Origin of the sequence: Streptomyces sp. NPDC005955 (assembly GCF_042871255.1) — a bacterium.
GTDB lineage: Bacteria > Actinomycetota > Actinomycetes > Streptomycetales > Streptomycetaceae > Streptomyces.
In genome coordinates this window covers 666389-689882 of sequence record NZ_JBIAIF010000003.1, presented here as the reverse complement: position 1 = coordinate 689882, position 23494 = coordinate 666389, and the positions used below count along the sequence as shown (strand labels likewise).

Genomic DNA, 23494 nt, shown 5'->3' with positions numbered 1-23494 from the left:
TTCCGGGGCGCGGTCGGGTGGCGCCGGACGCGGTGTCAGCCGCGGGCCGTATCCTCAATGACCATGCTCGACGACCGTACGACCGCAGCGCACCCGCCCGAGTGGCCGACCGCGTACCCCGAGGGGTACGCGGTGGTCGACGTCGAGACGACCGGTCTCGCCCGTGACGACCGGATCGTGTCCGCCGCGGTGTACCGGCTGGACGCGCGCGGGGACGTGGAGGACCACTGGTACACGACGGTGAACCCCGAGCGTGACCCGGGACCGGTGTGGATCCACGGTCTGACGAGCGAGGCACTGGCCGACGCGCCGCTGTTCGCGGACGTCTCCGAGGAGTTCGCCGCCCGGCTCGACGGCCGGGTGCTCGTCGCGCACAACGCGGTGTTCGACTGGTCGATGATCGCCCGGGAGTACGCGCGCGCCGGCCGGACTCCCCCGGTGCGCCAGCGGCTGTGCACCATCGCCCTGTCCAAGGAACTGGGGCTGCCGTTGCCCAACCACAAGCTGGAGTCGTTGGCGGCGCACTTCGGGGTCGTCCAGCAGCGGGCCCACCACGCGTTGGACGACGCGCGGGTGCTCGCGGAGGCGTTCCGCCCGAGTCTGCGGGCGGCCGCGCGGGGCGGTCTGCGGCTGCCGCTGCTGGAGTGCCGTCCGCTGACCGAGTGGTCCCCGGGCTCGGCGACCCCGGCGGCGCCCGTGATCGGCCGCCAGGCGTCCTACGGCGGTTCGTCCGGGTACGCCGGGAGCTGGCGGCAGTCCCGCAAACGGCCCCCGTGCCCGTACCCCAATCCGGGCCGTTACGCGGTGGGCGGGGCGTTGAAGCAGGGCATGCGGGTGGCCTTCTCCGGTGACACCTCCGTCGATCGGGAGCTGTTGGAGGACCGGGCGATCGAGGCGGGGCTGCACATCGCGACGAGCCTGTCCCGGCTGACGAGCCTGCTGGTGACGAACGACCCCGATTCGGGCACCTCCAAGACGGTGAAGGCCGCGCAGTTCGGCACCCCCGTGATCGACGAGGCGGCGTTCGGACAGTTGCTGCGGGACGTGGAGCCCGCCGATCCGGTGCCCGCCAAGACCGCGCGCGGCGGGTCGGCGCGGACCACCGGACCCACGGCCACGAACGGCTGACGGGCGGACGGAAGAGTCGGATGATCGGGTGAAAACAGCGGGCGGCTCCGCCTGCCCACCCGCCGTACCGGGGCGCTGCGCGCACCCTGTGGCGCATGGCACGTTGTGAGGTCTGCGGAAACGACTACGGCATGTCCTTCGAGGTGCACGCCCAGGGCGCGGTGCACGTCTTCGACTGCTTCGCCTGTGCCATCCACCGGATGGCGCCCCTGTGCGAGCACTGCCGCGTCCAGGTCATCGGGCAGGGCGTCGAGGTCGAGGGCCACTGGTACTGCGGTGCGCACTGCTCCCGGGCGGACGGCCACGCGGGCATCGTGGACCGGGTCTGACGCCGGCGCCGGGACCCTGACGCGGAACGGCGCGGGAGCGAGTTGTACGGTCGTGGGGTGTACCGCTTCCTGTTGTCCCGGCAGTGGGTGATCCTCACCCTCCTCGCCCTCGTCCTCATCCCCGTGATGATCGAGCTGGGCTTCTGGCAGTTCCACCGCCACGAGAACCGCGTCGCCCACAACAAGCGGATCGAAGCGGCGATCACGGCGGCTCCCGTGGCGGTCGGGGAACTGACCTCACCGGGGCACGCGGTGGCCGACGCCGAACGGTACCGACGGGTCACGGCGACCGGCACCTACGACGACGAGAACCAGTTCGTGGTGCGCCGCCGCACCAACAGCGACGACCAGGTCGGGGTGCACGTCCTGACTCCGCTCGTCCTCGACGACGGCAAGGTGCTGCTGGTCAACCGGGGCTGGATCGCCGCCGACGGACCGCAGACCGAGCTGCCGCGCATCCCCGCGCCGCCGGGCGGCGAGGTCACCGTCACCGGGCGGTTGATGCCCGACGAGACCACGGCGAAGAGCGGCATCAAGGACCTCAAGGGCCTGCCCGACGGAATGGTCATGTTGATCGGCAGCGCCGCGATGGCCGAGGTCCTGGACCGGCCGGTGCTCGGCGGATTCGTCGAGCTGTCCGCCCCCGCCCCGGACGGCGGCACCCCGCAACTGCTGTCCGCCCCCGACCACGGCAGCATCGGCGCCCACATGGCCTACGCCGTGCAGTGGTGGCTGTTCACCGCCGCCGTACCGGTGGGGTGGGTGATCCTGGTCCGTCGGGAGCTGCGGGACCGGGCCGCCGCGGCGGCGAAGGAGTCCGACACCACCCCGACCGGGCCGCCCGCGACCGCGACGGTCTGACGGGCGGGACGACGGGGACCGGCCCCGGCTGCGGGGATCGGTCCCCGTCGACCCGCGCCCCGGGGCAGGATGGGGTCATGGATCTTGGACTGAAGGACCGTGTCTACGTCGTCACCGGCGCCACCCGGGGACTGGGCAACGCCACCGCCCGCGCACTCGTCGCCGACGGCGCCAAGGTGGTGATCACCGGGCGCGAGGAGTCCGCCGCCGTCGAAGCCGCGACCGCGCTGGGCCCGAACGCCGTCGGGGTCGCCGCGGACAACGCCGACCCCGCCGCCGCGGACCGCCTGGTCGCGACGGCCCGGGAGTTGGGCCGCTTCGACGGCATCCTCATCAGCGTGGGCGGACCCGCACCCGGGTACGTGGCCGACAACACCGACGACGAGTGGCGGGCCTCGTTCGAGTCGGTCTTCCTCGGTGCGGTCCGGCTCGCCCGGACGGCCGCCGCCGAACTCGGCGAGGGAGGGGCGATCGGCTTCGTGCTGTCGGCGTCCGTGCACGAGCCGATCCCCGGTCTCACCGTCTCCAACGGACTGCGCCCGGGCCTCGCGGGCTTCGCCAAGTCCCTCGCCGACGAACTCGGGCCCCGGGGCATCCGGGTGGTGGGCCTGCTCCCCTCACGGATCGACACCGACCGGGTGCGACAGCTGGACGCGCTGTCCGCCGACCCGGAGGCGACCCGGGCCGGCCACGAGTCGAAGATCCCGCTGCGCCGCTACGGCACGCCCGAGGAGTTCGGCCGGGTGGCGGCGTTCACCCTGTCGCCCGCGGCCTCGTACCTGACCGGGATCATGCTGCCCGTCGACGGGGGCGCCCGGCACGGCTTCTGAGCAGCGGACGGGCCGACGCGCGGGTCAGCTCACGCGTTCCGCGTGGTGCCGGACCGTGCGCAGTCGGACCGTGGCGGGCAACCGGGCCAGGCCGGTGGAGGTCCGGGCGCCCGCCAGGACCTCGGCGTCGAGCCGCCGCAGGGTCCCGCGGGGCTCGGCGTGCGGCTCCAGGGTGAGTCGCACCCGGGCCGCCGGGGTGCTGCGGCGGCCGGTCAGGGTGACCTCGGCGCGCTCCACCCCGTCGAGGTCCTCCGCCTCGGCGGCGAGGGCGGCTTCCAGGGCACGGCCCCGCAGAGTTGCGTCGTCGCCGTCCCCGGTGTCGACGAGGACGCCGGCGAGACGGCGGCGACGCAGCACCGACGACAACCACCACAGGGCGAGCAGGACGAGGACCGCCAGTACCGCGATCACCGTGGGCCACCACCAGCCCTCGTCCCGCCAACGGGTTCGCCGGGCGGTCGAGAGCAGGACGTCATGACGGTCGTCGTACACCCACCAGGAGGGGGGCCGCACTCCGAGTCCGACGGCGAGGACGGAGCCCCCGCCGAGCAGCAGGACGAGTCCCAGCGCGCCGAGGAGCACCCGGTCGACGGTCCTGAGCACGGGCCTCACCTCTTCTTGCCGGGGCGTCGCACCCGTAGCCGGAGCGCGGGGGGACGGCCGAGGCCGAGTTCGTCGACGCCCTCGGCGAGGGCGGATTCCAGGTCGGCGCGGACGTCGTCCAGTTCACGGAAGTGGGAGACGGCGCGGACCTCCGCCTTGCGGCGCCGCACCCGTACCCGTACCGACTGCACCCCGGACACCTCGGCGGCGCGGTCCCGCAGGGTGGTGGCCGCGGCCTTGCGGTGCAGTGCGGCCCGCAGGTCCGGGTCGCTGCCGCGCATGGGGAGCAGGGAGCGTTGGCCGGGGGTGAGCGCCAGGACGAGCAGCAGGAGGCCGAGTGCGGCGGCGACGCCCGCGCCGGTCAGGACCCAGGGATCGTCCAGGGGGCGGGTGGCGAGTCCGTCGGCGAGGGTGCGGCGCCAGCCCATCGCGGGACGGCCCGCGCGCACGGCGGCGACGTCGTAGAGCAGCAGGCCGGTGCCGGCGACCAGGAGCAGGGCGACGATCCCGGCGGGCACCCGGCGGGCCGACCAGAAGCGGCGGGGCCCGGCGCTCCCGGAGGGGTCCGCGGCGTGCGGGTCCCGGGCGGCGGCGGGGTCGTGGGGCGGGTCGAGTACGGGGGTCCGGCGGGTGTCGCCGGTCGCCTCCGGGGGCGGCTCGGGCTCGCTCATCGGATCCTCTCCCGCGCTCCGCCCGCCGAGGCCGGGTGCAACCGTTCCACGTGCACCGTGACTTCGGGGACCTCCATCCCGGCCAGCGTCCTCACCCGTTCGGCGACCCGGCGGCGCACCGCGGCGCACTGGGCTCCGAGGTCACCGGGGTAGTCGAGTTCGAGGGTGACGCGGACCCGGGCGCTGTTCTGGTGGACCTCGACCGTGGTGTGCGGGGCGCCGCCCGCGGGGACGGTCCCCAGTGCCTCGCGGGCCGCCCGCGCGGCGATCTTCGCGATGACGCGGTCGGCGATCCGGGTGGCCCCGCGCTCGGCGGCCTCGACGACCTGAGCGGCCACCCGTCACCCCCGCCGGTCGCCGCGGGAGCGGAAGAACTCGCCGGGTTCCAGGTCGCCGTCCAGGAACCGGCCCGCCACGAAGCCGACGGCGCCGAGCGCCGCCACCAGCAGGAAGGCTCCGAAGCCGCCGAAGTACCCGGCGAAGCCCAGTGCCATTCCGGCGATCATGCCGACCAGGGCCATGCTCATCGTGCGCTCCTCTGCGCGAGTTGCGGTGCTGCCGACCTGCGGACTGCCCCCGCCCCGTGGGCTCACTGGAGCCGTGACTCGGGTTCCTCGTCCTCTTCGTCGGGCAGCTTGACGTCGCTCACCGCGATGTTGACCTCGACGACCTCCAGTTCGGTCATCCGCTCCACCGCCGTGACGACGTTCTCCCGCACGGCACGTGCCACCTCCGCGATCGACACGCCGTACTCGACGACGATCTCCAGGTCGAGGGCCGTCTGCACCTCGCCGACCTCGGCCTTGACCCCGCGGGACACGGACTTGGAGCCGCCGGGCACCCGGTCGCGGACCGCGCCGAAGGTGCGGGAGAGTCCGCTGCCCATCGCATGGACCCCGACGACGTCGCGGGCGGCCAGCCCGGCGATCTTCTCGACCACTCCGTCCGCGATGGTGGTGCGACCGCGGGTCGCCGGGTCGCCGCCGCCCCGCCGCGTCGTCGGGGACTTGCGCAGCGACTCGCGCTGCTCGTTCGAGGACTGTGCCGGATTGTCCGGGCCCTTCCGCTGCGTGGTGTCGGTCATCGCCGTTCCCTCTCCACCGGGGTCGTGGTCCTGGAGCCCACACTAAGCGCGGTTGCCGGCTCGCGCGTCCGGGATGGGGCAGGCTGGAGCAATGACCGCTGACGGGTGGACGCAGGTGGTGCGGGAACAACTGGGACTGGGGGCTCTGCTGCCCTTGGGCGGGCCGGGTGACGGTGTCTGGATCGCCGAGTCGGCGGCCCGTGCGGGGGTGCGCCGACAGGTGGGGGCGCTGCCCGGGGCAGAGCTCGGGGCACTCGGTTTCTCCGCCGTCGGGGACCGGGCGGTGGCGGGTGCGGAGGCCGGGCTGCCGGCGCCGCCGACCGCGGTGCCGCCGGGTCCGTTGCGGATCACCGGGGAGCTGGCGGCGGCGCTCGACGCTCCGCTGCCGGTGACGGTGGCCCGGACGAGGGCGGCGCTGGTAGCGGCGGCCCGGGTCGTCGGGCTCGGGGTGGTGGAGGTGGACCTCCGGGTGACGGAGGTGCTGGATGCGGGCCCCGGCGGGGCACCGGGGCCGTCCGAGGGGGCGGCCCGCGCCGCCGGGGCCGCTTCGACCGCCCCGGACCGCGCCGGACGCCCCGACGCCTCCGACGCTCCCGGCGACCCGGGTGGCGCCGGTGACCCGGATGCCGCCGGCGCTTCGGAGGAGACCGGTGCTTCGGATGGGACCGGTGACGACGTGGCGCGGGTTGCGGCGGTGGCGGCCCGGGTGCCGGGGGTCGCACGGCTGACCGGGGCGCTGGGCGGGTTGGCCGCCCCGGTGCGGATCACCGAGCCGGCTGCTGCGGAACCGGGCGGTGCGCCGGCGCTGCCCCGCCGGCACGTCCGGGTCGAGCTCGCGGTGGCGGCGGACACGGGTCCGTTGGAGGTGGGGCGGGCGGTGCGCCGGGCCGTCACGGACGCCTTCCCTGACCACCCCTCGGTGGCGGTGCTGGTGACGGCGTGGGACTGAGGGCCCCGTGCCGGCGCGTGGCCCGGTCGCCGCGGCCGGTCAGTCGCCCAGGCCGGTGAGGTCGCGCAGCCGTCGGGCCTGTGCGGCGCGCTCCGCGGCCCGCTGTTCCTCGTAGCCGCGCGCGGCGGCGCCCTGGAGGAGGGCCTTGGTCTCGATGACGGCGTCCCGGGGGGCGGCGAGCAGCGCGGCGGTGAGGTCGGCGGTCGCGGCGGGCAGCTGGCCGGTCGGGACGACGAGGTTGGCGAGGCCGACCCGTTCGGCTTCGGCGGCCTTGACGAAGCGGCCGGTCACGCAGAGTTCCAGGGCGCGGGCGTAGCCGACGAGCTCGACCAGGGGATGGGTACCGGTGAGGTCGGGCACCAGTCCGAGGCTCGTCTCGCGCATGGCGAACTGCACGTCCTCGGCGACGATCCGCAGGTCGCAGGCGAGGGCGAGTTGGAAGCCGGCGCCGATGGCGTGCCCCTGGACGGCCGCGACGGACACCAGGTCCCGGCGCCGCCACCAGGTGAACGCCTCCTGGTACCCGGCGATGGCGGCGTCGAGCTCCGCGTCGGTGCGGTGGGCCAGATCGGTGAAGGACGGTTCGCCCGGAAAGCCCTCCGGGGTGAACGCCTGCCGGTCGAGCCCGGCGGAGAAGGACGTGCCCTCGCTGCGCAGCACCACGACCCGGACGGTGCCGGGCAGCGTGCGGCCGACCTCGGTCAGCGCGCGCCACAGGGCGGGGCTCTGGGCGTTGCGCTTGGCGGCACGGGTCAGCGTGACCGTGGCGACTTCGCCGTCCACGGTCAACCGAACGCCGTCCCGGTCGAGTAGGGGTTGCGGTGACCGGGGCAGTGGCTGTGACGACACGGGGCGCCTCCGAGGTGCGGTCCGGTGGTGCCGGACGTCGCACTCGGTACTCGGCATCCGACGCGCCGTGTGACCGGTGTACGCGGGCACCCGTAAGTGACTGCACAGTAACCACCCGGTCGGTCGGACGACCGACCGGGTGGCCACACCGGAGCCGGGGTAGAGCCGGTGGAGCCGCCCGGACGTCAGCTGGCGGCTGCCTTCTTCCCTCGTGTCGCCCCGCCGCGTCCCCGCAGCGTGACGCCGGACTCACTGAGCATCCGGTGGACGAAGCCGTACGAGCGGCCGGTTTCCTCGGCCAGCGCTCGAATGCTCGCACCGGAGTCGTACTTCTTCTTCAGGTCTGCCGCGAGCTTGTCGCGCGCGGCGCCGGTCACCCGGCTGCCCTTCTTCAGAGTCTCGGCCACCCGTGCCTCCTCATGGGAAGTGCGCTCTGGACTTCTCATGATCACCCCTCCCGCGCTTCCTGGCCACCCATTCGGCAAGGTCGGTACGACACCGGGAGCCGTTTGGGAAGCGATCCGCACGGGGGGAACCTTTGCCTCCGCTTCGTCGCGAGCGAGAGCGTGGGCGAAGCCGTCGGTGAATCAGCAGGTCAGGAGGGTCGCCCGCGCGAGAAGCGGAACCTTTTCCTCCGTCCACAAAAATCCGTGTAGGACGCACCGCTGCACTAGGCGATCTCACACCATTGATGGATCACCACTAGGCCGAATGATCCATACGCAGTGGATCACCCTTTCGATCAAGCACGTTCCCGCCCTCACTCGTCCGGGGTTCGGGCTCCCGCCGGCGGAGGGAAACGGGCGAGCGGGCACCCACCCCGATCGGCGGGTGCCCTGCGGGCGGGTTCAGGCGAGGCTGACCAGGTCCGCGTAGTCGGCGCCCCACAGGTCCTCGACGCCGTCCGGCAGCAGGATGATGCGCTCGGGCTGGAGCGCCTCGACGGCGCCCTCGTCGTGGGTGACGAGGACGACGGCGCCCTGGTAGGTGCGCAGCGCGCCGAGGATCTCCTCGCGGCTCGCCGGGTCGAGGTTGTTGGTGGGCTCGTCCAGGAGCAGCACGTTCGCCGCGGAGACGACCAGGGTGGCGAGGGCGAGACGGGTCTTCTCCCCGCCGGAGAGCACGCTCGCCGGCTTGTCGACGTCGTCGCCGGAGAAGAGGAACGAGCCGAGCGTCTTGCGCACCTGGACCAGGTCAAGGTCGGGGGCGGCCGAGCGCATGTTCTCCAGGACCGTGCGCTCCGGGTCCAGCGTCTCGTGCTCCTGGGCGTAGTAGCCGAGCTTGAGGCCGTGGCCCTCGACGACCTCGCCGGTGTCGGGCTTCTCCACCCCGGCGAGCAGCCGGAGCAGGGTGGTCTTGCCGGCACCGTTCAGGCCCAGGATGACGACCCGGGAGCCCTTGTCGATCGCCAGGTCGACATCGGTGAAGATCTCCAGCGAGCCGTACCACTTGGACAGGCCCTCGGCGGTGAGGGGGGTCCGGCCGCAGGGCGCGGGGTCGGGGAACCGCAGCTTGGCGACCTTGTCGGACTGCCGGACGTCTTCGAGTCCGGACAGCAGCCGCTCGGCACGGCGGGCCATGTTCTGCGCGGCGACCGTCTTGGTGGCCTTGGCGCGCATCTTGTCGGCCTGCGCGTTGAGTGCGGCGGCCTTCTTCTCGGCGTTCTGGCGCTCGCGCTTGCGGCGCTTCTCGTCGGCCTCGCGCTGCTGCTGGTAGAGCTTCCAGCCCATGTTGTAGACGTCGATGGCGGAGCGGTTGGCGTCCAGGTAGAAGACCTTGTTGACGACCGTCTCGACCAGGTCGACGTCGTGGGAGATCACGATGAAGCCGCCGCGGTACGTCTTGAGGTAGTCGCGCAGCCAGACGATGGAGTCCGCGTCGAGGTGGTTGGTCGGCTCGTCGAGGAGCAGGGTGTCGGCGTCCGAGAAGAGGATGCGGGCCAGCTCGATCCGGCGGCGCTGACCGCCGGAGAGGGTGTGCAGCGGCTGGCCGAGGACCCGGTCGGGCAGGTTGAGCGCGGCGGCGATGGTGGCGGCCTCGGCCTCGGCGGCGTACCCGCCCTTGGTGAGGAACTCCGTCTCCTGCCGCTCGTACTGCCGCAGGGCCTTCTCCCGGGTGGAGCCCTGGCCGCTGGCGATGCGCTCCTCGTTCTCGCGCATCTTGCGGATCAGGGTGTCCAGCCCGCGGGCGGACAGGATGCGGTCGCGGGCGAGCATGTCGAGGTCGCCGGTGCGCGGGTCCTGCGGGAGGTAGCCGACCTCGCCGGAGCGGGCGACCGTGCCGGCGGCGGGGATGCCCTCCCCGGCGAGCACCTTGGTGAGGGTGGTCTTGCCGGCGCCGTTGCGGCCGACGAGGCCGATGCGGTCGCCCTTGGCGATGCGGAAGGTGGCGGACTCGATGAGGACGCGGGCGCCGGCGCGCAGCTCGATACCGGAAGCGGTGATCACGGACGGACTCCTGGGCGGATGGACGGCGAGATGGGCGGCGAGGGCGGTGACGCCGTCTAATGCACGAGGAGAACAGCCATGGGAGAAGTCTAACGGGCGTGCGCAAGCGGATTCCCCGCTGCGCCGGCGGGCTCCCGAGGCGCCCGGGGGTGTGCGGACCGGCGGCGGCCCGGGGGCGGCGGGGGCGGCCGGGAGGGTCCGGGGTCGGCCGACGGACGGCTCGACAGGGCGTTGTCGGACCCCGGTGCCAGACTGGTCAGCAGTCACGTTTTCGCCGACGGGACCGGCCCGGGAGCCGGGTCGGTCCGGCCGAGGAGGGACTTCCCATGGCGCACACGAACGACGGCCCCCCGACCGTCTACCCGTCGCTGCTGTACGCGGACGCGCACGCGGCGATCAAGCTGCTCACGGAGGCGTTCGGCTTCACCGTGGTGAGCGTCTTCGAGGGGGAGGACGGCCGGGTGCTGCACGCCGAGCTGTCGTACGGCAACGGCGCGGTGATGCTCGGTTCCCTGGGGCGCGGCGGCCCCTTCGACCAGGCGTTGACGGGTGCCGGCCCGTGGGGGACGTACGTGGTGGTGGACGACGTCGACGCCCACCACCGGCGGGCGGTGGAGCACGGCGTGCAGATCGTGCTGCCGCCCACCGACCAGGACTACGGGTCGCGGGACTACCTGGCCCGCGACCACGAGGGCAACGTGTGGAGCTTCGGCACGTACGCGCCCTCGATCGGCGGCTGAGCGCACCGCCGTCGGCCGGTCAGCCGCCGCCGGTGTGCACCTGGAAGGCCGCCCGGCGCACCGCCTTGGCGAGCGCGGGGTCGGGGTGGGCGGCGGCGAGCGCGACGAGCACCTGCACGGTGCGCGGATGCCCCACGCCCCGGATGTCCTCCAGCAGCGCCGGGACGGTGGGGTGGGGCGCGGACTCCAGGTGGCGCACGAGCAGTTGGGCCTCGCCGTGGTCGGCGACGGCCGCTGCGGTGTCGACCCAGAGCCAGACCTCCTCGTCGTGGGTCAGCACGGCGTGCGCGTCCTCGGGGTCCACCCCCTCTATCTCGGCGAGCCAGAGCAGGGCGTACGGCCGCAGCGAGGGCTCCTCCCGCACCTGGCGGACCTCCGCTTCGGCGGGTGCGCCGACGACCCGCAGGGCGTCGAAGGCCAGTCCGCGCAGCAGGGCGTCCTCGCCACGGGCCGCGGCGATCAGCTCGGTGACGGCGCTGGAGACCGTCCGGGCGGCGAGCCAGGCGCGGTACTCGGCGCGGGCCTCGCTGGGCCGCAGTCGGGCACAGCCGCGGAGCATCGCCTCGGCGGAGTGCTCGATGTTGCCCCCGGCGGTGCTCTGGGCCGCGACGCAGATCTGTTCCAGCTTGACCCACACGGCCCAGCTGCCGAGCGGGGTGAGGGTGGCCTGGCCGGCGTCGCAGGTCAGGGCGCCGACGGCGGTGAGCGCGTGCAGGGCCCAGTCGAGCAGTGCCGACACCCGGGGCGGGGCGACCGGGTCCGGCGCGGTGCCCACCGGTTCGGCGCCGGGTCCGTAGGGGATCTCGCAGCGTTCGGTGCGCAGTTCGGTGACCCGCTGTTCCAGCAGGTCGAGCAGTTGCGGCACCGGGACGGGGCCCGCGGAGAGCTGGAGGAACGACAGCACCTGCGGCATGGCCTCCACCACCTCGGCGACGGCCGCCGCCTCGGGCTCCCCGGGAGCGGGGTGGGCGAGCGACCAGGCGTCGAACAGGGCCACCCAGCCGCGGAGCACCGCGGCGTCGTCCCGGTCCCAGGCCCGTAGCCGCCAGCCGGCGCGGGCGTAGTCGCCGTGCACCTCGACGAGCCCGGACAGTCGGGCGGTGTCCCAGTCGGCGCGGACCTGACGCGGGGACAGCCCCAATTCGGCGGCGGCGCGTTCGGCGGTCGCCGCCGAGAGGTTGCCGCCGCCGTCGGGGAGGGTGGCCAGGGCCGGGGAGGGGACGTCCGGGGCCGGTCCGGTGGGCTGGGCGGGGACGCTGCGCGGGGCGCCGGGCCCCGGGTCCCGGTGGGCGGAGGGGCGTAGCGCGGCGTCCGCCCAGCGGGCCACCCGTACGGCCCCGGCGAGGCCCGCCCGGGCGGTGCGGGCCAACTCCCAGGGCGCCGGGGTGCCCTCGGGCGGCCTCGGTGCGGGGCGGCGGGAACGCCTTTCCCCGACCGCCGGGGTGGCGGCGGTCAGGGAACGCGGACGGACGAGTCGGAGCCTGGAGTCGCGCGGGGTACGGGACGTCACAGGGGCAGTCTTCCGGTTGACGGTCCGAAAACCCAAACGGAATGCCCCGCGAGGAGCGGGTGAACCCCTGTGCGGTGGTCCGTGTCCTGTTCGAGAGAGCCGAAGCGGAGCCGCCCGGGAGGTGGGACGGGTGGGGCTGAGGGGGCTGGTGCGGACGAGGCGTCTACCACAGGGGGGTATGGGGCCCGGTCGCCCGGGCGGAGGACGACGGGGAGCGGGGGTCGGCCCGGCGGACGGGGAGCGGGGTCAGCCCAGCGGGGTGAGGAAACGGCGCAGCGCCTCCTCGTACCCCGTGGGGTCCGCGTTCCACATGGCGCCGTGCGGGGCGCCGGGGACGGCGTGCAGGGTGACCAGTTCGGGGCGGCTGCGGGCGAAGGCCCGGGACAGCGCCCAGGGCGCGACCGCGTCGTCCGGGCCGTGCACCACCAGTGCGGGCACCCGGAGGTCGCGGATGTCGGCCCGTTCCCGTACCCGGTGCGGACGCAGTCCGGTGCGACCCTGGGCGGCGCGGACGGCCAGCGGCAGCAGGGCGTCCGGCACGTGCCGCGCGGTGGCGAGGGCGCGGACGGTGGCCTCCCAGTCGAGCACGGGCGAGTCGAGGACCAGTCCGGCGACGCGGTCGCGGAGCGCGGAGTGGGTGGCGGCGCGCAGCGCCATGGTGGCGCCGGTGGACCAGCCGTGCAGGACGAGGCGCTGCGCCCCGTGGCGGACGGCGTGGCGCATCGCGGCGTCCAGGTCGCGCCATTCGGTCTCGCCCAGGTGGCTGAGGCCGTCCGGGGAGCGGGGCGCGCCGCGGTCTCCCCGGTAGGCGGGGCACAGCACCGGGAAGCGGCGGCGGTGCAGGAAGTCCATGACGACCATCGGGTGTTCCCGCGTGGTGCCCAGGCCGTGCACCGCGATGACCCAGGTGTCGCGGGCGGAGGGCACCAGCCAGGCGGGCAGCGGGCCCGTCTCGCCGAGGACCTCGACGTCCTCGTGGTCCAGGCCGAGGGCGGTGCGGGGGTCACCGATGTGGACCTGAGGGGTGAGCCGGACCTCGGCGCCCGGGTCCAGGGTGCCGTGGGTGACGCGTTCCAGGCGGCGGACGACCGTGTCGGCGGTGTGGGGGGCGTCCGGGAGGACCGGGCCCACCACCGCGTGGACGCCGTGGCCGGTGAGGCCGTAGGTGCCGGGGCGCAGGCTGGAGAGGTCCCGGGTGAGGGTGACCCGGTCGGCCGTGACCGTGTGGACGGTGAGCCGGGGGTCGGTGGGGAGCGGGTGGCCGGGACGGGGCCTGAGGGCGGCGTTGCTGGCGAAGCGGCCCGCGGCCAGGGCCAGCAGGGCGGTGGTCGCTGTGGTGGCGGTGACGGCCGCGGCCGTCACTCGGGCTGTACGCACGTCTCCCAGTGTCGGGGTGGGCGGGGCCCGCGGCCAGCGGGGACGCGCCGCGGCGGGGGGTACGGGACCGGTGTGACCGTCGGACGGGACGGTGGGTGATGTTTCTTACTTATTCAGGACAAAGCGGATCGCCGGGTCGTCGGGTGGGGCGAGGGTCGTACAGTCGGATGAGGTGGTGAACCGACCCCCCGGCAGAGTGCGGCAACCGCTTGCGCCGGAAGCCCCGGAGCCCACCGTTCCGGCCTCGCGGCACCGCCCGATCACCCGGCCCCCCCATGCGGAATAGCCTTGCTCCAGATTGAGACACCGCGATGCCCGCCCCAGTTCATCTTCCGTTCACTCAGGTTGCCTACGTTCCAACCGCCACTGTCGTCCAACAGAAGCCTGGGTAAATGGAAAACATCACGCTCCTCCTCGGAATCGTGATCGTCACCGCTCTCGTGTTCGATTTCACGAACGGTTTCCACGACACGGCCAACGCGATGGCGACGACCATCTCGACTGGCGCAATGAAGCCCAAGACGGCGGTGGCCATGTCCGCCGTGCTCAATCTGGTCGGAGCCTTCCTTTCGGTCGAGGTCGCCAAGACGATCTCGGGCGGCATGATCAACGAAGACGGCATACAGCCAGAGGTGATCTTCGCGGCGCTCGTCGGCGCCATCCTCTGGAACCTGTTCACGTGGCTCCTGGGCCTGCCGTCCAGCTCTTCGCACGCCCTGTTCGGTGGCCTCATCGGTGCCGCCGTCATGTCGGCCGGTTGGGACTCGGTGAACGGCTCGACCGTCGTCACCAAGGTCCTGATCCCCGCCGTCGCCGCTCCGCTGGTGGCCGGTGTGGCCGCGATGCTCGCGACCCGCCTGACCTACAAGATCGGCAAGAAGGCCGACGACAAGTCGACCTCCAAGGGCTACCGCATCGGGCAGATCTCCTCGGCCGGACTCGTCTCCCTCGCGCACGGCACCAACGACGCGCAGAAGACCATGGGCATCATCACCCTGGCGCTGGTCACCGGTGGCGCCCTGGCTCCCGGGTCGAACCCGCCGGTCTGGGTCATCGCCTCCGCCGGCATCGCCATCGCGCTCGGCACCTACCTCGGCGGCTGGCGCATCATCCGCACGATGGGCCGCGGTCTGACCGACCTCCAGCCCCCGCAGGGCTTCGCCGCCCAGACCAGTGCCGCGACGGTCATCCTGGCCTCCTCGCACCTGGGCTTCTCCCTCTCCACCACGCAGTCCTGCTCCGGTGCCGTGATGGGTGCGGGCCTCGGCCGCAAGGGCGGGGTCGTCCGCTGGTCGACCGCCACCCGGATGTTCGTCGCCTGGGGTCTGACCCTGCCGGCCGCCGGTGTGGTCGGTGCGCTCGCGGAACTGCTCACCAAGCAGGGCCCCTGGGGCATCGCCGTCACGGGCGCGCTGCTCGTCGCCGGGTCGGCCGCCATCTGGTTCATCTCCCGCCGGGAGGTCGTCGACCACACCAACGTCAACGACGTCGACGAGCCCGCGGGCGTCGTCACCACCGCCATCGCCGCGGTGACCCCGCCGCCGGCCGGTCCGGTCGCCGACGCCACCGCCCTGGGCGACCTCACGGCCACCCTCCCGGCGAAGCAGGACCCCTCGACGGAGTCCGCGCCGCGGACCGCCAAGGTGTAAGGAACCTCCATGAAAATCGACTGGGCAGCACTCGCCTCCGTGTTCGGCGTCAGCCTCGTGGTCACGGTGGCCCTCGTGGGCCTGTTCACCCTCGGCATCGTCGGACTCTCCAAGCGGGAGGCGGCGCTCGCCGCGGAGGGCGGTCCCAAGGGCGGATCGGCAGCAATGGCCGCCACCGGCGCCTACGCCTGCTTCGCCCTGTGCGTGGCCGCCGTCACGTACGGCATCTACCTGATCGTCGCCTGATCACCCCCTGCTCCACCGGACCCGCACGGGTCACGAACGGTCCGGCCGGTCACCGCTCCCTGCGCGGTGACCGGCCGGACCGTTCGCATGTGGGTCTTCACACACTGCCCCGCCGCAGGTCAGCGCGCGGTTGACGGGTGTTCTCGGGGCGTGGTGGACTTCCCGAGCCATTACGGCGGCAGCAGAGGAAGCCGGTGCGAATCCGGCGCGGTCCCGCCACTGTCACCGGGGAGCGCTCCCCCACACCGGACGTCACGGCCCCAGCGGCTGGAAGACCGGGGGAAGCGCCGATCCGGGAGCCAGGAGACTCTCGCCGACGTATCCGTCGACCCAGGGCGCGGACCCTGAGTGAGGACCACCACGATGCCGGGGCGCCCGTCTCCCGGTCCCGTGCGCCACGGCGCGGGACCCCTCCACCGTTCGAAGGTCCTCCGGGGCACGGCGGACTGAGCCGATGCGGGCCGGGCGAACCTTCGCGTACGGCGCCACCGCCGGACTGATCGGCGACCTGTTGTTCGGTGACCCCCGACGGGGCCACCCGGTCGCTGCCTTCGGTCGGGCCGCGGGCGCCGTCGAACACGTGCTGTGGCGCGACCACCGCGGCTGGGGCGCACTGCACACCGCGCTGTGCGCCGGGGGCGTGACGGCAGCGGCCGCGCTGGCCGCCCGCGCGGCCGACCGCTCCCCCGCCGCGTCCGTCGCGCTGACCGCCGCCGCCACCTGGACGGTGCTCGGCGGGACCAGCCTGGGCCGGGAGGCCCGGGCGATCGGCGCCGCGCTCACCGCGGGCGAGGTGACGGCGGCCCGCGCACGGCTGCCGCACCTGTGCGGGCGCGACCCGCAGTCCCTGGACGCCGACGGGATCGCCCGAGCGGTGGTCGAGTCGGTCGCCGAGAACACCTCCGACGCCGTGGTCGGCGCGCTGGTGTGGGGGGCCGTCGGCGGGGTGCCCGGACTGATCGCCTTCCGGGCCGTCAACACCCTGGACGCCATGGTCGGCCACAAGTCGCCGCGCCACCGCCGCTTCGGCTGGGCCTCGGCCCGGCTCGACGACGTCATGGGCTGGCCGGGGGCCCGGCTCACCGGCGCCCTCGCGGTCCTGGCCGGCGGTGCGCCCGCGGCCGCGGCGCGGGCCTGGCGCGCCGACGCGGGACGCCATCCGAGCCCCAACGCGGGCGTCGCCGAAAGCGCGTTCGCCGGCGCCCTCGGCGTCCGGCTCGGGGGCACCCTGTCCTACGGCGGACGGGTCGAACACCGACCGGTGCTGAACGGCGCCGGACGGGCCGTCGCGGTCGAGGACGTCGAACGGGCGGTACGGCTGTCCCGACGGGTGGGCTGGCTGACGTTGGCCGTGTGCGCGGCGGGGCGCGGGCTGCTCACGGCCCGCCGCCTCCGGCGCACCGGTACGGGCACCGGACGGGGGCGGGGATGATGCGGGGCGGACTGCTGGTCGCGGGGACGACGTCCGACGCGGGCAAGAGCGTGGTGACCGCCGGGATCTGCCGGTGGCTGGCGCGCCAGGGCGTGAAGGTCGCGCCGTTCAAGGGGCAGAACATGTCCCTCAACTCCTTCGTCACCCGGGACGGCGCCGAGATCGGCCGGGCCCAGGCCATGCAGGCCCAGGCCGCCGGGGTGGAGCCCAGTGCGTTGATGAACCCGGTGCTGCTGAAGCCGGGCGGCGACCGCACCAGTCAGGTCGTGCTGAAGGGGCGCCCGGTCGGCGAGATGAGCGCCCGCGGCTTCTTCGGCGCGCGCGGCGGCCCGACCGAGGGCGAACCGGTGCCGGGGGGCCGCGAGGCGCTGCTGGGCACCGTCGTGGAGTGCCTGGAGGAACTGCGGGCCACCCATGACGTGGTGGTCTGCGAGGGCGCGGGCAGCCCCGCCGAGATCAATCTGCGGCGCACGGACATCGTCAACATGGGGATCGCCCGGGCGGCGGGGCTGCCGGTGCTCGTCGTCGGCGACATCGACCGCGGCGGGGTGTTCGCCTCGTTCTTCGGCACCACCGCCCTGCTGGCCCCCGAGGACCAGCAACTCGTCGCCGGCTACCTGGTGAACAAGTTCCGCGGCGACGTCTCGCTACTGGAGCCGGGGCTCGACATGCTCCGCAGCCTCACCGGCCGCCCCACCTACGGGGTGCTGCCGTTCCAGCACGGGCTGGGCATCGACGAGGAGGACGGGCTACGGGTGTCGCTGCGGGGCACCGTCCGCGAGTCCTCGGCCGCTGCCCCGGTCGGCGCGGAGGTGCTGCGGATCGCGGTGTGCGCGGTGCCGTTGATGTCCAACTTCACCGACGTGGACGCGCTCGCCGCCGAACCGGGCGTCGTGGTGCGCTTCGTCGACCGGCCCGAGGAGGCCGCGGACGCCGACCTCGTGGTCGTCCCCGGCACCCGGGGGACCGTGGCCGCACTGCGCTGGCTACGGGAGCGGGGGCTCGCCGAGGTGCTGCTGCGGCGGGCCGCCGAGGGCCGGCCCGTGCTCGGGATCTGCGGCGGGTTCCAGGTGTTGGGCGAGCGCATCGAGGACGAGGTCGAGTCCCGCACCGGCACCGTGGACGGGCTGGGACTGCTGCCGGTGCGGGTGCGGTTCGCCCGCGAGAAGACCCTCGCCCGGCCGTCGGGCACGGCGCTCGGCGAGCGGGTCGACGGTTACGAGATCCACCACGGCGTCGCCGACGTACGGGGCGGGGAACCCTTCCTCGACGGCTGCCGGGTGGGCTCCGTGTGGGGCACCCACTGGCACGGTTCGCTGGAGTCGGACGGCTTCCGGCGGGCCTTCCTGCGGGAGGTCGCCGCGCGCGCCGGCCGCCGGTTCGTGCCCGCGGCGGACACCTCGTTCGCCGCGCTGCGCGAGGAGCAACTCGACCGCCTCGCCGATCTGATCGAGCACCACACGGACACCGACGCGCTGCGCGACCTCATCGTCTCGGGCCCGCCGCCCGGCCTGCCGTTCGTTCCGCCGGGCGCCCCGTGAGGCGCCCGGCCGGCGGACCGGCCGCGGCGGCCCGTGGACGCGGGGCGCCCGGCGCCGGAGCACACCGAGCCCGCGGGGCGACGGACACCGACGCGGGCACGCGGGCCGACGCCCGCGCACCCGGCGCCCCGTCCGCGCCCCGCGGGAACCCCATCGACCCCATCGACCCCATCGACAGGGAGGGCCACGGGTGACCACCCCGTATCCATTCACCGCCATCGTCGGCCAGGACGACCTCCGGCTCGCACTGCTGCTGAACGCGGTGTCACCCGCGGTCGGCGGCGTCCTGGTGCGCGGCGAGAAGGGCACCGCCAAGAGCACCGCGGTGCGCGCCCTGGCCGCGCTGCTGCCCGAGGTGGCGACGGTCACCGGCTGCCGCTTCTCGTGCGCGCCGCACGCCCCCGACCCGGGCTGCCCGGACGGCCCCCACGAGCCGGGCCCCGCCACCGACCGGCCCGCCCGCATGGTGGAACTGCCGGTCGGCGCGTCCGAGGACCGGCTGGTGGGCGCCCTGGACATCGAACGGGCCCTCGCCGACGGGGTGAAGGCGTTCGAGCCGGGTCTGCTGGCCGACGCCCACCGCGGCATCCTCTACGTGGACGAGGTCAACCTCCTCCACGACCACCTGGTGGACCTGCTGCTGGACGCCGCCGCGATGGGCGCCTCGTACGTCGAGCGCGAAGGCGTCTCGGTACGGCATGCCGCACGGTTCCTGCTGGTCGGGACGATGAACCCGGAAGAGGGCGAGCTGCGCCCCCAGTTGTTGGACCGGTTCGGTCTGACCGTGGAGGTGACCGCGTCCCGGGAACCGGAGCAGCGGGTGGCGGTCGTCAAGCGGCGGCTCGCCTACGACGACGCTCCCGGGGCCTTCGCCGAGCGCTGGGCGGGGGACGAGTCCGCGCTGCGCGAGCGGATCGTCGCGGCCCGCGCCCTGCTGCCCGAGGTGCGGCTCGGGGACGGCGCGCTGTTGCGGATCGCGGCGGCCTGCGCGGCCTTCGAGGTCGACGGGATGCGCGCGGACATCGTGATGGCGCGCACCGCGACGGCGCTGGCCGCCTGGGCGGGCCGCCGGGACGTGCGCGCCGAGGACGTCCGGCAGGCGGCGCTGCTCGCGCTCCCGCACCGCAGGCGCCGCAACCCCTTCGACGCGCCCGGTCTGGACGAGGACAAGCTCGACGAGGTGCTGGACGGGTTCGGACCGGACGAGCCCGAACCGGAGCCCGAGCCCCCCGCCGGCCCCGACGGCGCCCCGGACGAGGACGCGCCGGACCCCGACCCGGACGGCCCCGAAGGGCCCGACGACGGCGGGCCCGGGGGCGGCCCCGGGACGCCGCCCCCGCCCCGGGACGCCCCGGACGACGCGGCGGCGCCCGACTCCACGGGGACGGACCCCGGCGACGCTCCCCGGCCCACCGAGGCACCGGACGCCCCCGCCGGACAGCCGGTGGGCGTGGCCCCCGAGCAGCCCGCGGCGGCGGCCTCGGAAGCCTTCCGCACCCGCACGCTGACCGTGCCCGGCCTCGGCGAGGGCGCCGCCGGGCGGCGTTCCCGGGCCCGCACCGAACACGGCAGGACCACGGGTGACCGTCGCCCCCGGGGCGCCCTGACCAAGCTGCACCTCTCGGCGACCGTCCGGGCCGCCGCCCCGCACCAGCGGGCGCGCGGCCGGTCGGGTCCGGGCCTGCTGGTGCGCCGCGACGACCTGCGCCAGGCGACCCGGGAGGGGCGGGAGGGCAACCTCGTGCTGTTCGCGGTGGACGCGTCCGGTTCGATGGCGGCCCGGCGGCGGATGAGCGCCGTCAAGGGTGCGGTGCTGTCGCTGCTGCTCGACGCCTACCAGCGGCGGGACAAGGTGGGGTTGGTGACCTTCCGGGGCGCGGACGCCGCCCTCGCACTGCCGCCGACCTCGTCGGTGGACACCGCGGCGACCCGGCTCGCCTCCTTGGCGACCGGTGGTCGCACCCCGTTGGCGGCGGGGCTGCTGCGGGCCCGTGAGGTGCTGCGGGTGGAGCGGCTGCGGGACCCGGCGCGCCGGGCGCTGCTGGTGGTCGTCACGGACGGCCGGGCGACCGGGGGCGTGGAGCCGGTGCGCCGGGCCTCGCGCGCGGCGGGACTGCTGGCGGCCGACCAGGTCGCCTCGGTGGTCGTGGACTGCGAGTCGGGTCCGGTGCGGCTGGGGCTCGCCGGACGGTTGGCCGCCGACCTCGGCGGCACCCCGGTGACGTTGGAGGAGCTGCGGGCCGATGCGCTCGCGGGGCTGGTCAAGGACGTACGGGGTGCCGCGGGCGCCCGGGGAAGGGTCGCGTAATGCCACAGGGACAGCCGTCCGTCGTCCCGAAGGACGGACTCACCACGCGTCAGCGCCGCAACCGGCCGCTGGTGATGGTGCACACGGGCATCGGCAAGGGCAAGTCGACGGCGGCGTTCGGGATGGCGCTGCGCGCCTGGAACCAGGGCTGGCCGATCGGGGTGTTCCAGTTCGTCAAGTCGGCGAAGTGGAAGGTCGGCGAGGAGAACGCGCTCCGGGTGCTGGGCGCCAGCGGCGAGGGCGGCACCGTCGACTGGCACAAGATGGGCGAGGGCTGGTCCTGGATCCAGCGGGCGCCCGTCGCCGAGGCGGAGGGCGTCGACTCCAACCAGGTCAACGCGGAGAAGGCCCGGGAGGGCTGGGAGCAGATCAAGCGCGACCTCGCGGCCGAGACCTACCGGCTGTACGTGCTGGATGAGTTCGCGTACCCGCTGCACTGGGGCTGGATCGACGTGGCCGAGGTGGTGTCGGTGCTGCGGGACCGGCCCGGCAACCAGCACGTGGTGATCACCGGACGCAACGCCCCGCCCGCACTGGTGGAGTTCGCGGACCTGGTGACGGACATGTCGAAGGTGAAGCACCCGATGGACGCGGGTCAGAAGGGTCAGCGGGGCATCGAATGGTGACGCGAACGGTGACGCGCACGTGATCGACGTACCGAGGCTGGTCGTCGCCGCGCCCGCGTCGGGCACCGGCAAGACCACCGTGGCCACGGGCCTGATGGCGGCGTTCGCGCAGCGCGGGCTGCGGGTGTCGCCGCACAAGGTCGGGCCCGACTACATCGACCCCGGGTACCACGCCCTCGCCACCGGTCGCCCGGGCCGCAACCTCGACGCGTACATGTGCGGAACCGACCTGGTGGGGCCGCTGTTCGCGCACGGCGCGCAGGGCTGCGACCTCGCCGTGGTCGAGGGGGTGATGGGCCTGTACGACGGGGCGTCCGGGCAGGGCGAGCTGGCGTCGACGGCCCAGGTCTCCAAGCTGCTGCGGGCGCCGGTCGTGCTGGTGGTGGACGCGTCCTCGCAGTCCCGTTCGGTGGCCGCGCTGGTGCACGGCTTCGCGTCCTTCGACCCGCAGGTGCGGATCGGCGGCGTGATCCTCAACAAGGTCGGCTCCGACCGGCACGAGGAACTGCTGCGGGACGCCCTGGAGGAGGCGGGCATGCCGGTGCTCGGCGCGCTGCGGCGGGCCGAAGGGGTGACCACCCCGTCCCGGCACCTGGGCCTGGTGCCCGTCGCGGAGCGGCACGGGGACGCGACCGCGGCGGTGGCGGCCATGGCCGAGACGGTGCGCCGGGGGTGCGACCTGGACGCGCTGTGGGCGCTCGCCCGGACCGCTCCCCCCGTGGACGCGACCCCCTGGGACCCGGCCGGGGCGGTGCCCGTGCGCCCGGTGGACGGCGCGCGGCCGGTGATCGCGGTGGCGGGCGGCCCGGCGTTCTCGTTCTTGTACGCGGAGCACCCGGAACTGCTGACCGCGGCGGGCGCGGAGGTCGCCGTCTTCGACCCGTTGCGCGACGAGCGACTGCCCGAGGGCACGGCGGGCCTGGTGATCGGCGGCGGCTTCCCCGAGGTGTACGTGGGCGAACTGGCCGCGAACGAGCCGCTGCGGGCGGCGGTCGCCGCACTGGCGGCGTCGGGCGCCCCGCTGGCCGCCGAGTGCGCGGGCCTGTTGTACCTGGCCCGGTCGCTGGACGGGGAGCCGATGTGCGCGGTGGTGCCCGGGGACGCGCGCATGTCGGGACGGCTCACCCTCGGGTACCGGGACGCGGTCGCCGTGTCCGACAGTCCGTTGGCGGCGGCGGGCACCCGGATGCGGGGGCACGAGTTCCACCGGACGGTACTGGAGCCGGGTGCCGGCGCCACGGCCGCGTGGGGGCTGCGCGGGCCGCAGCCCCGGGTGGAGGGCTTCGTCATCGGCGGGGTGCACGCGAGTTATCTGCACACCCACTGGGCCGCCGGACCGGGCGTGGCCGCACGGTTCGTGGAGCACGCCGCCCGGTCCCGGGCGGTGGGACCGACGGGCGCCGGGGTGCCGCCGCAGGGGCGGGCGCGGTCGTGCGCGGGCTGAACGCCCGGGAGCTCGGGGCCGCGGGAACGGGTGCGGGGTCGGGGTCGGGGTCGGGGTCGGGGTCGGGTCTAGTGCACGGCCGATCCGATCACCAGCCACATCAGGGCCGCCCCGGCGACCGTGCACAGCAGGGTCGAACGCGCGGGGTGGCGGTGGCTGGCCTCGGGCAGGATCTCGGCCGCCGCGATGTACAGCAGGGCCCCGCCGAAGAAGCCGAGGTACCCGGCGAGGGCTCCGGCGCCGATGGTGAACAACAGGGTGGACGCGGCTCCCACCACGGGGGCCACGGCATCGGCGAGGAGCATGGCGAGGGCCTTGCGCCGGTCGTTGCCGTAGGCGCTGGTGACGGTGTACGTGTTGAACCCGTCGGCGAAGTCATGGGTGATGACGGCGATCGCGACGGTGGCCCCCATGGCCGCGTCGACCTGGAACGACGCACCGATGGCGATGCCGTCGGCGAGGCTGTGCGCCACCATCGCGGCCCCCGCGCCCAACCCGACCTGCGGCACCCGGTCCGGTTCGTGCGCCCCGTGCTCCGCCTGCCGCAGGGCCAGCAGCCGCTCCACCACATGGGCGGTGAGGAACCCCCCGACGAACAGGAGCAGCGCCAACGGGACGCCGTGCACGGGCCGGGCCGCGCCCTCCAGCGCTTCGGGCAGCAGGTCGAAGCCGACCACGCCGAGCATCAGCCCGCCCGCGAAGCCGAGCACCAGGTGGCGCCGGTCGACGACCCGGTGCGCCGCCCACCCCCCGACGAGCGTCATCACGAACGAACCCAGCGCCACCAGCACGGCCATGGTCCCTTGCTACACGGCCGTGGTCCCTCACCCGGGGACGCGCGGGCACGCGGCACGCGCGTGATCCGCTGAT

The 23494-nt window shown here is 74.6% G+C and carries 24 protein-coding genes and 1 riboswitch; of the genes, 13 read left to right on the top strand and 11 right to left on the bottom strand.

The annotated features are described in order from the left end of the window. Positions 1-63 precede the first annotated feature (63 nt). The 4 genes from ACFYOU_RS11530 (at position 64) to ACFYOU_RS11515 (ending at position 3148) form a co-directional block, all read left to right on the top strand. Positions 64-1128: a DEDDh family exonuclease gene (locus tag ACFYOU_RS11530; RefSeq protein WP_391304900.1), complete on the top strand. Its 1065-nt coding sequence runs from the start codon at positions 64-66 to the stop codon at positions 1126-1128. Positions 1129-1223: 95 nt separating this feature from the next. Beyond that, positions 1224-1457, top strand: a complete 234-nt coding sequence (locus tag ACFYOU_RS11525) for a hypothetical protein (protein WP_387002785.1) — start codon at positions 1224-1226, stop codon at positions 1455-1457. A gap of 57 nt (positions 1458-1514) precedes the next feature. Further along, the gene (locus ACFYOU_RS11520; protein WP_389761160.1) at positions 1515-2318 is read left to right on the top strand and encodes an SURF1 family protein; all 804 of its coding nucleotides are present in this window, start codon (positions 1515-1517) and stop codon (positions 2316-2318) included. Between the two features lie 77 nt (positions 2319-2395). Beyond that, positions 2396-3148, top strand: a complete 753-nt coding sequence (locus ACFYOU_RS11515) for an SDR family oxidoreductase (protein WP_391304897.1) — start codon at positions 2396-2398, stop codon at positions 3146-3148. Between the two features lie 24 nt (positions 3149-3172). On the opposite strand, the gene amaP is transcribed toward ACFYOU_RS11515, so the two are convergent. From amaP to ACFYOU_RS11490, 5 genes are all read right to left on the bottom strand, one after another. After that, positions 3173-3760, bottom strand: coding sequence for an alkaline shock response membrane anchor protein AmaP (gene amaP, locus ACFYOU_RS11510; protein ID WP_391304895.1), 588 nt, complete (start codon positions 3758-3760; stop codon positions 3173-3175). After that, positions 3757-4422, bottom strand: coding sequence for a DUF6286 domain-containing protein (locus ACFYOU_RS11505; RefSeq protein ID WP_391304893.1), 666 nt, complete (start codon positions 4420-4422; stop codon positions 3757-3759). Before ACFYOU_RS11505 ends, amaP begins: the two co-directional genes overlap by 4 nt. Beyond that, on the bottom strand, positions 4419-4760 hold the full coding sequence (locus ACFYOU_RS11500; protein ID WP_389761169.1) for an Asp23/Gls24 family envelope stress response protein: 342 nt from the start codon (positions 4758-4760) through the stop codon (positions 4419-4421). The genes ACFYOU_RS11505 and ACFYOU_RS11500 overlap by 4 nt, the downstream gene beginning before the upstream one ends. Before the next feature lie 3 nt (positions 4761-4763). Further along, positions 4764-4949 (bottom strand): hypothetical protein, encoded by a 186-nt coding sequence (locus tag ACFYOU_RS11495; protein ID WP_385485230.1) that lies wholly within the window; start codon positions 4947-4949, stop codon positions 4764-4766. A 62-nt stretch (positions 4950-5011) separates the two neighbouring features. Further along, positions 5012-5506, bottom strand: coding sequence for an Asp23/Gls24 family envelope stress response protein (locus tag ACFYOU_RS11490; RefSeq protein ID WP_385485232.1), 495 nt, complete (start codon positions 5504-5506; stop codon positions 5012-5014). A 91-nt stretch (positions 5507-5597) separates the two neighbouring features. On the opposite strand from ACFYOU_RS11490, the gene ACFYOU_RS11485 reads away from it, so the two are divergent. Further along, entirely contained in the window at positions 5598-6455 is an 858-nt protein-coding gene (locus ACFYOU_RS11485) for a hypothetical protein (protein ID WP_391304890.1), read from the top strand. 39 nt (positions 6456-6494) lie between these two features. On the opposite strand, the gene ACFYOU_RS11480 is transcribed toward ACFYOU_RS11485, so the two are convergent. The 3 genes from ACFYOU_RS11480 to abc-f form a co-directional block, all read right to left on the bottom strand. After that, on the bottom strand, positions 6495-7304 hold the full coding sequence (locus ACFYOU_RS11480; RefSeq protein ID WP_391304888.1) for an enoyl-CoA hydratase-related protein: 810 nt from the start codon (positions 7302-7304) through the stop codon (positions 6495-6497). Positions 7305-7489: 185 nt separating this feature from the next. Then, positions 7490-7711, bottom strand: coding sequence for a helix-turn-helix domain-containing protein (locus ACFYOU_RS11475; RefSeq protein WP_018533414.1), 222 nt, complete (start codon positions 7709-7711; stop codon positions 7490-7492). Positions 7712-8152: 441 nt separating this feature from the next. Beyond that, positions 8153-9751, bottom strand: a complete 1599-nt coding sequence (gene abc-f / locus ACFYOU_RS11470) for a ribosomal protection-like ABC-F family protein (protein ID WP_387002766.1) — start codon at positions 9749-9751, stop codon at positions 8153-8155. Between the two features lie 326 nt (positions 9752-10077). Here abc-f and ACFYOU_RS11465 point away from each other — a divergent pair, with 326 nt between their 5' ends. Then, positions 10078-10491, top strand: a complete 414-nt coding sequence (locus ACFYOU_RS11465) for a VOC family protein (RefSeq protein ID WP_389761180.1) — start codon at positions 10078-10080, stop codon at positions 10489-10491. Positions 10492-10510: 19 nt separating this feature from the next. On the opposite strand, the gene ACFYOU_RS11460 is transcribed toward ACFYOU_RS11465, so the two are convergent. Further along, a complete protein-coding gene (locus ACFYOU_RS11460; RefSeq protein WP_389761182.1) occupies positions 10511-12001 on the bottom strand; it encodes a hypothetical protein in 1491 nt (496 codons plus the stop codon). Positions 12002-12247: 246 nt separating this feature from the next. Then, complete coding sequence (locus ACFYOU_RS11455) at positions 12248-13378, bottom strand: alpha/beta fold hydrolase (protein ID WP_391304885.1); 1131 nt, start codon at positions 13376-13378, stop codon at positions 12248-12250. 392 nt (positions 13379-13770) lie between these two features. On the opposite strand from ACFYOU_RS11455, the gene ACFYOU_RS11450 reads away from it, so the two are divergent. From ACFYOU_RS11450 to ACFYOU_RS11420, 7 genes are all read left to right on the top strand, one after another. Continuing rightward, positions 13771-15027, top strand: a complete 1257-nt coding sequence (locus ACFYOU_RS11450) for an anion permease (protein WP_387002758.1) — start codon at positions 13771-13773, stop codon at positions 15025-15027. 9 nt (positions 15028-15036) lie between these two features. After that, a complete protein-coding gene (locus ACFYOU_RS11445; protein ID WP_387002756.1) occupies positions 15037-15273 on the top strand; it encodes a hypothetical protein in 237 nt (78 codons plus the stop codon). Positions 15274-15456: 183 nt separating this feature from the next. Continuing rightward, positions 15457-15583: riboswitch (cobalamin riboswitch) on the top strand. A 144-nt stretch (positions 15584-15727) separates the two neighbouring features. Next, the gene (locus tag ACFYOU_RS11440) at positions 15728-16705 is read left to right on the top strand and encodes a cobalamin biosynthesis protein (RefSeq protein WP_391304883.1); all 978 of its coding nucleotides are present in this window, start codon (positions 15728-15730) and stop codon (positions 16703-16705) included. Beyond that, the gene (locus ACFYOU_RS11435; protein ID WP_389761189.1) at positions 16702-18246 is read left to right on the top strand and encodes a cobyric acid synthase; all 1545 of its coding nucleotides are present in this window, start codon (positions 16702-16704) and stop codon (positions 18244-18246) included. Before ACFYOU_RS11440 ends, ACFYOU_RS11435 begins: the two co-directional genes overlap by 4 nt. 190 nt (positions 18247-18436) lie before the next feature. After that, the gene (locus ACFYOU_RS11430) at positions 18437-20554 is read left to right on the top strand and encodes a putative cobaltochelatase (RefSeq protein ID WP_391304881.1); all 2118 of its coding nucleotides are present in this window, start codon (positions 18437-18439) and stop codon (positions 20552-20554) included. Beyond that, positions 20554-21180 carry a cob(I)yrinic acid a,c-diamide adenosyltransferase gene (gene cobO / locus ACFYOU_RS11425; protein ID WP_385485254.1) on the top strand — a complete coding sequence of 209 codons (627 nt, stop codon included), beginning with the start codon at positions 20554-20556 and terminating at the stop codon, positions 21178-21180. The genes ACFYOU_RS11430 and cobO overlap by 1 nt, the downstream gene beginning before the upstream one ends. Positions 21181-21199: 19 nt before the next feature. Beyond that, entirely contained in the window at positions 21200-22624 is a 1425-nt protein-coding gene (locus ACFYOU_RS11420; protein ID WP_391304878.1) for a cobyrinate a,c-diamide synthase, read from the top strand. A 68-nt stretch (positions 22625-22692) separates the two neighbouring features. Here ACFYOU_RS11420 and ACFYOU_RS11415 read toward each other — a convergent pair whose 3' ends face one another. Next, positions 22693-23421 (bottom strand): ZIP family metal transporter, encoded by a 729-nt coding sequence (locus ACFYOU_RS11415; protein WP_389761197.1) that lies wholly within the window; start codon positions 23419-23421, stop codon positions 22693-22695. Positions 23422-23494 lie beyond the last annotated feature (73 nt).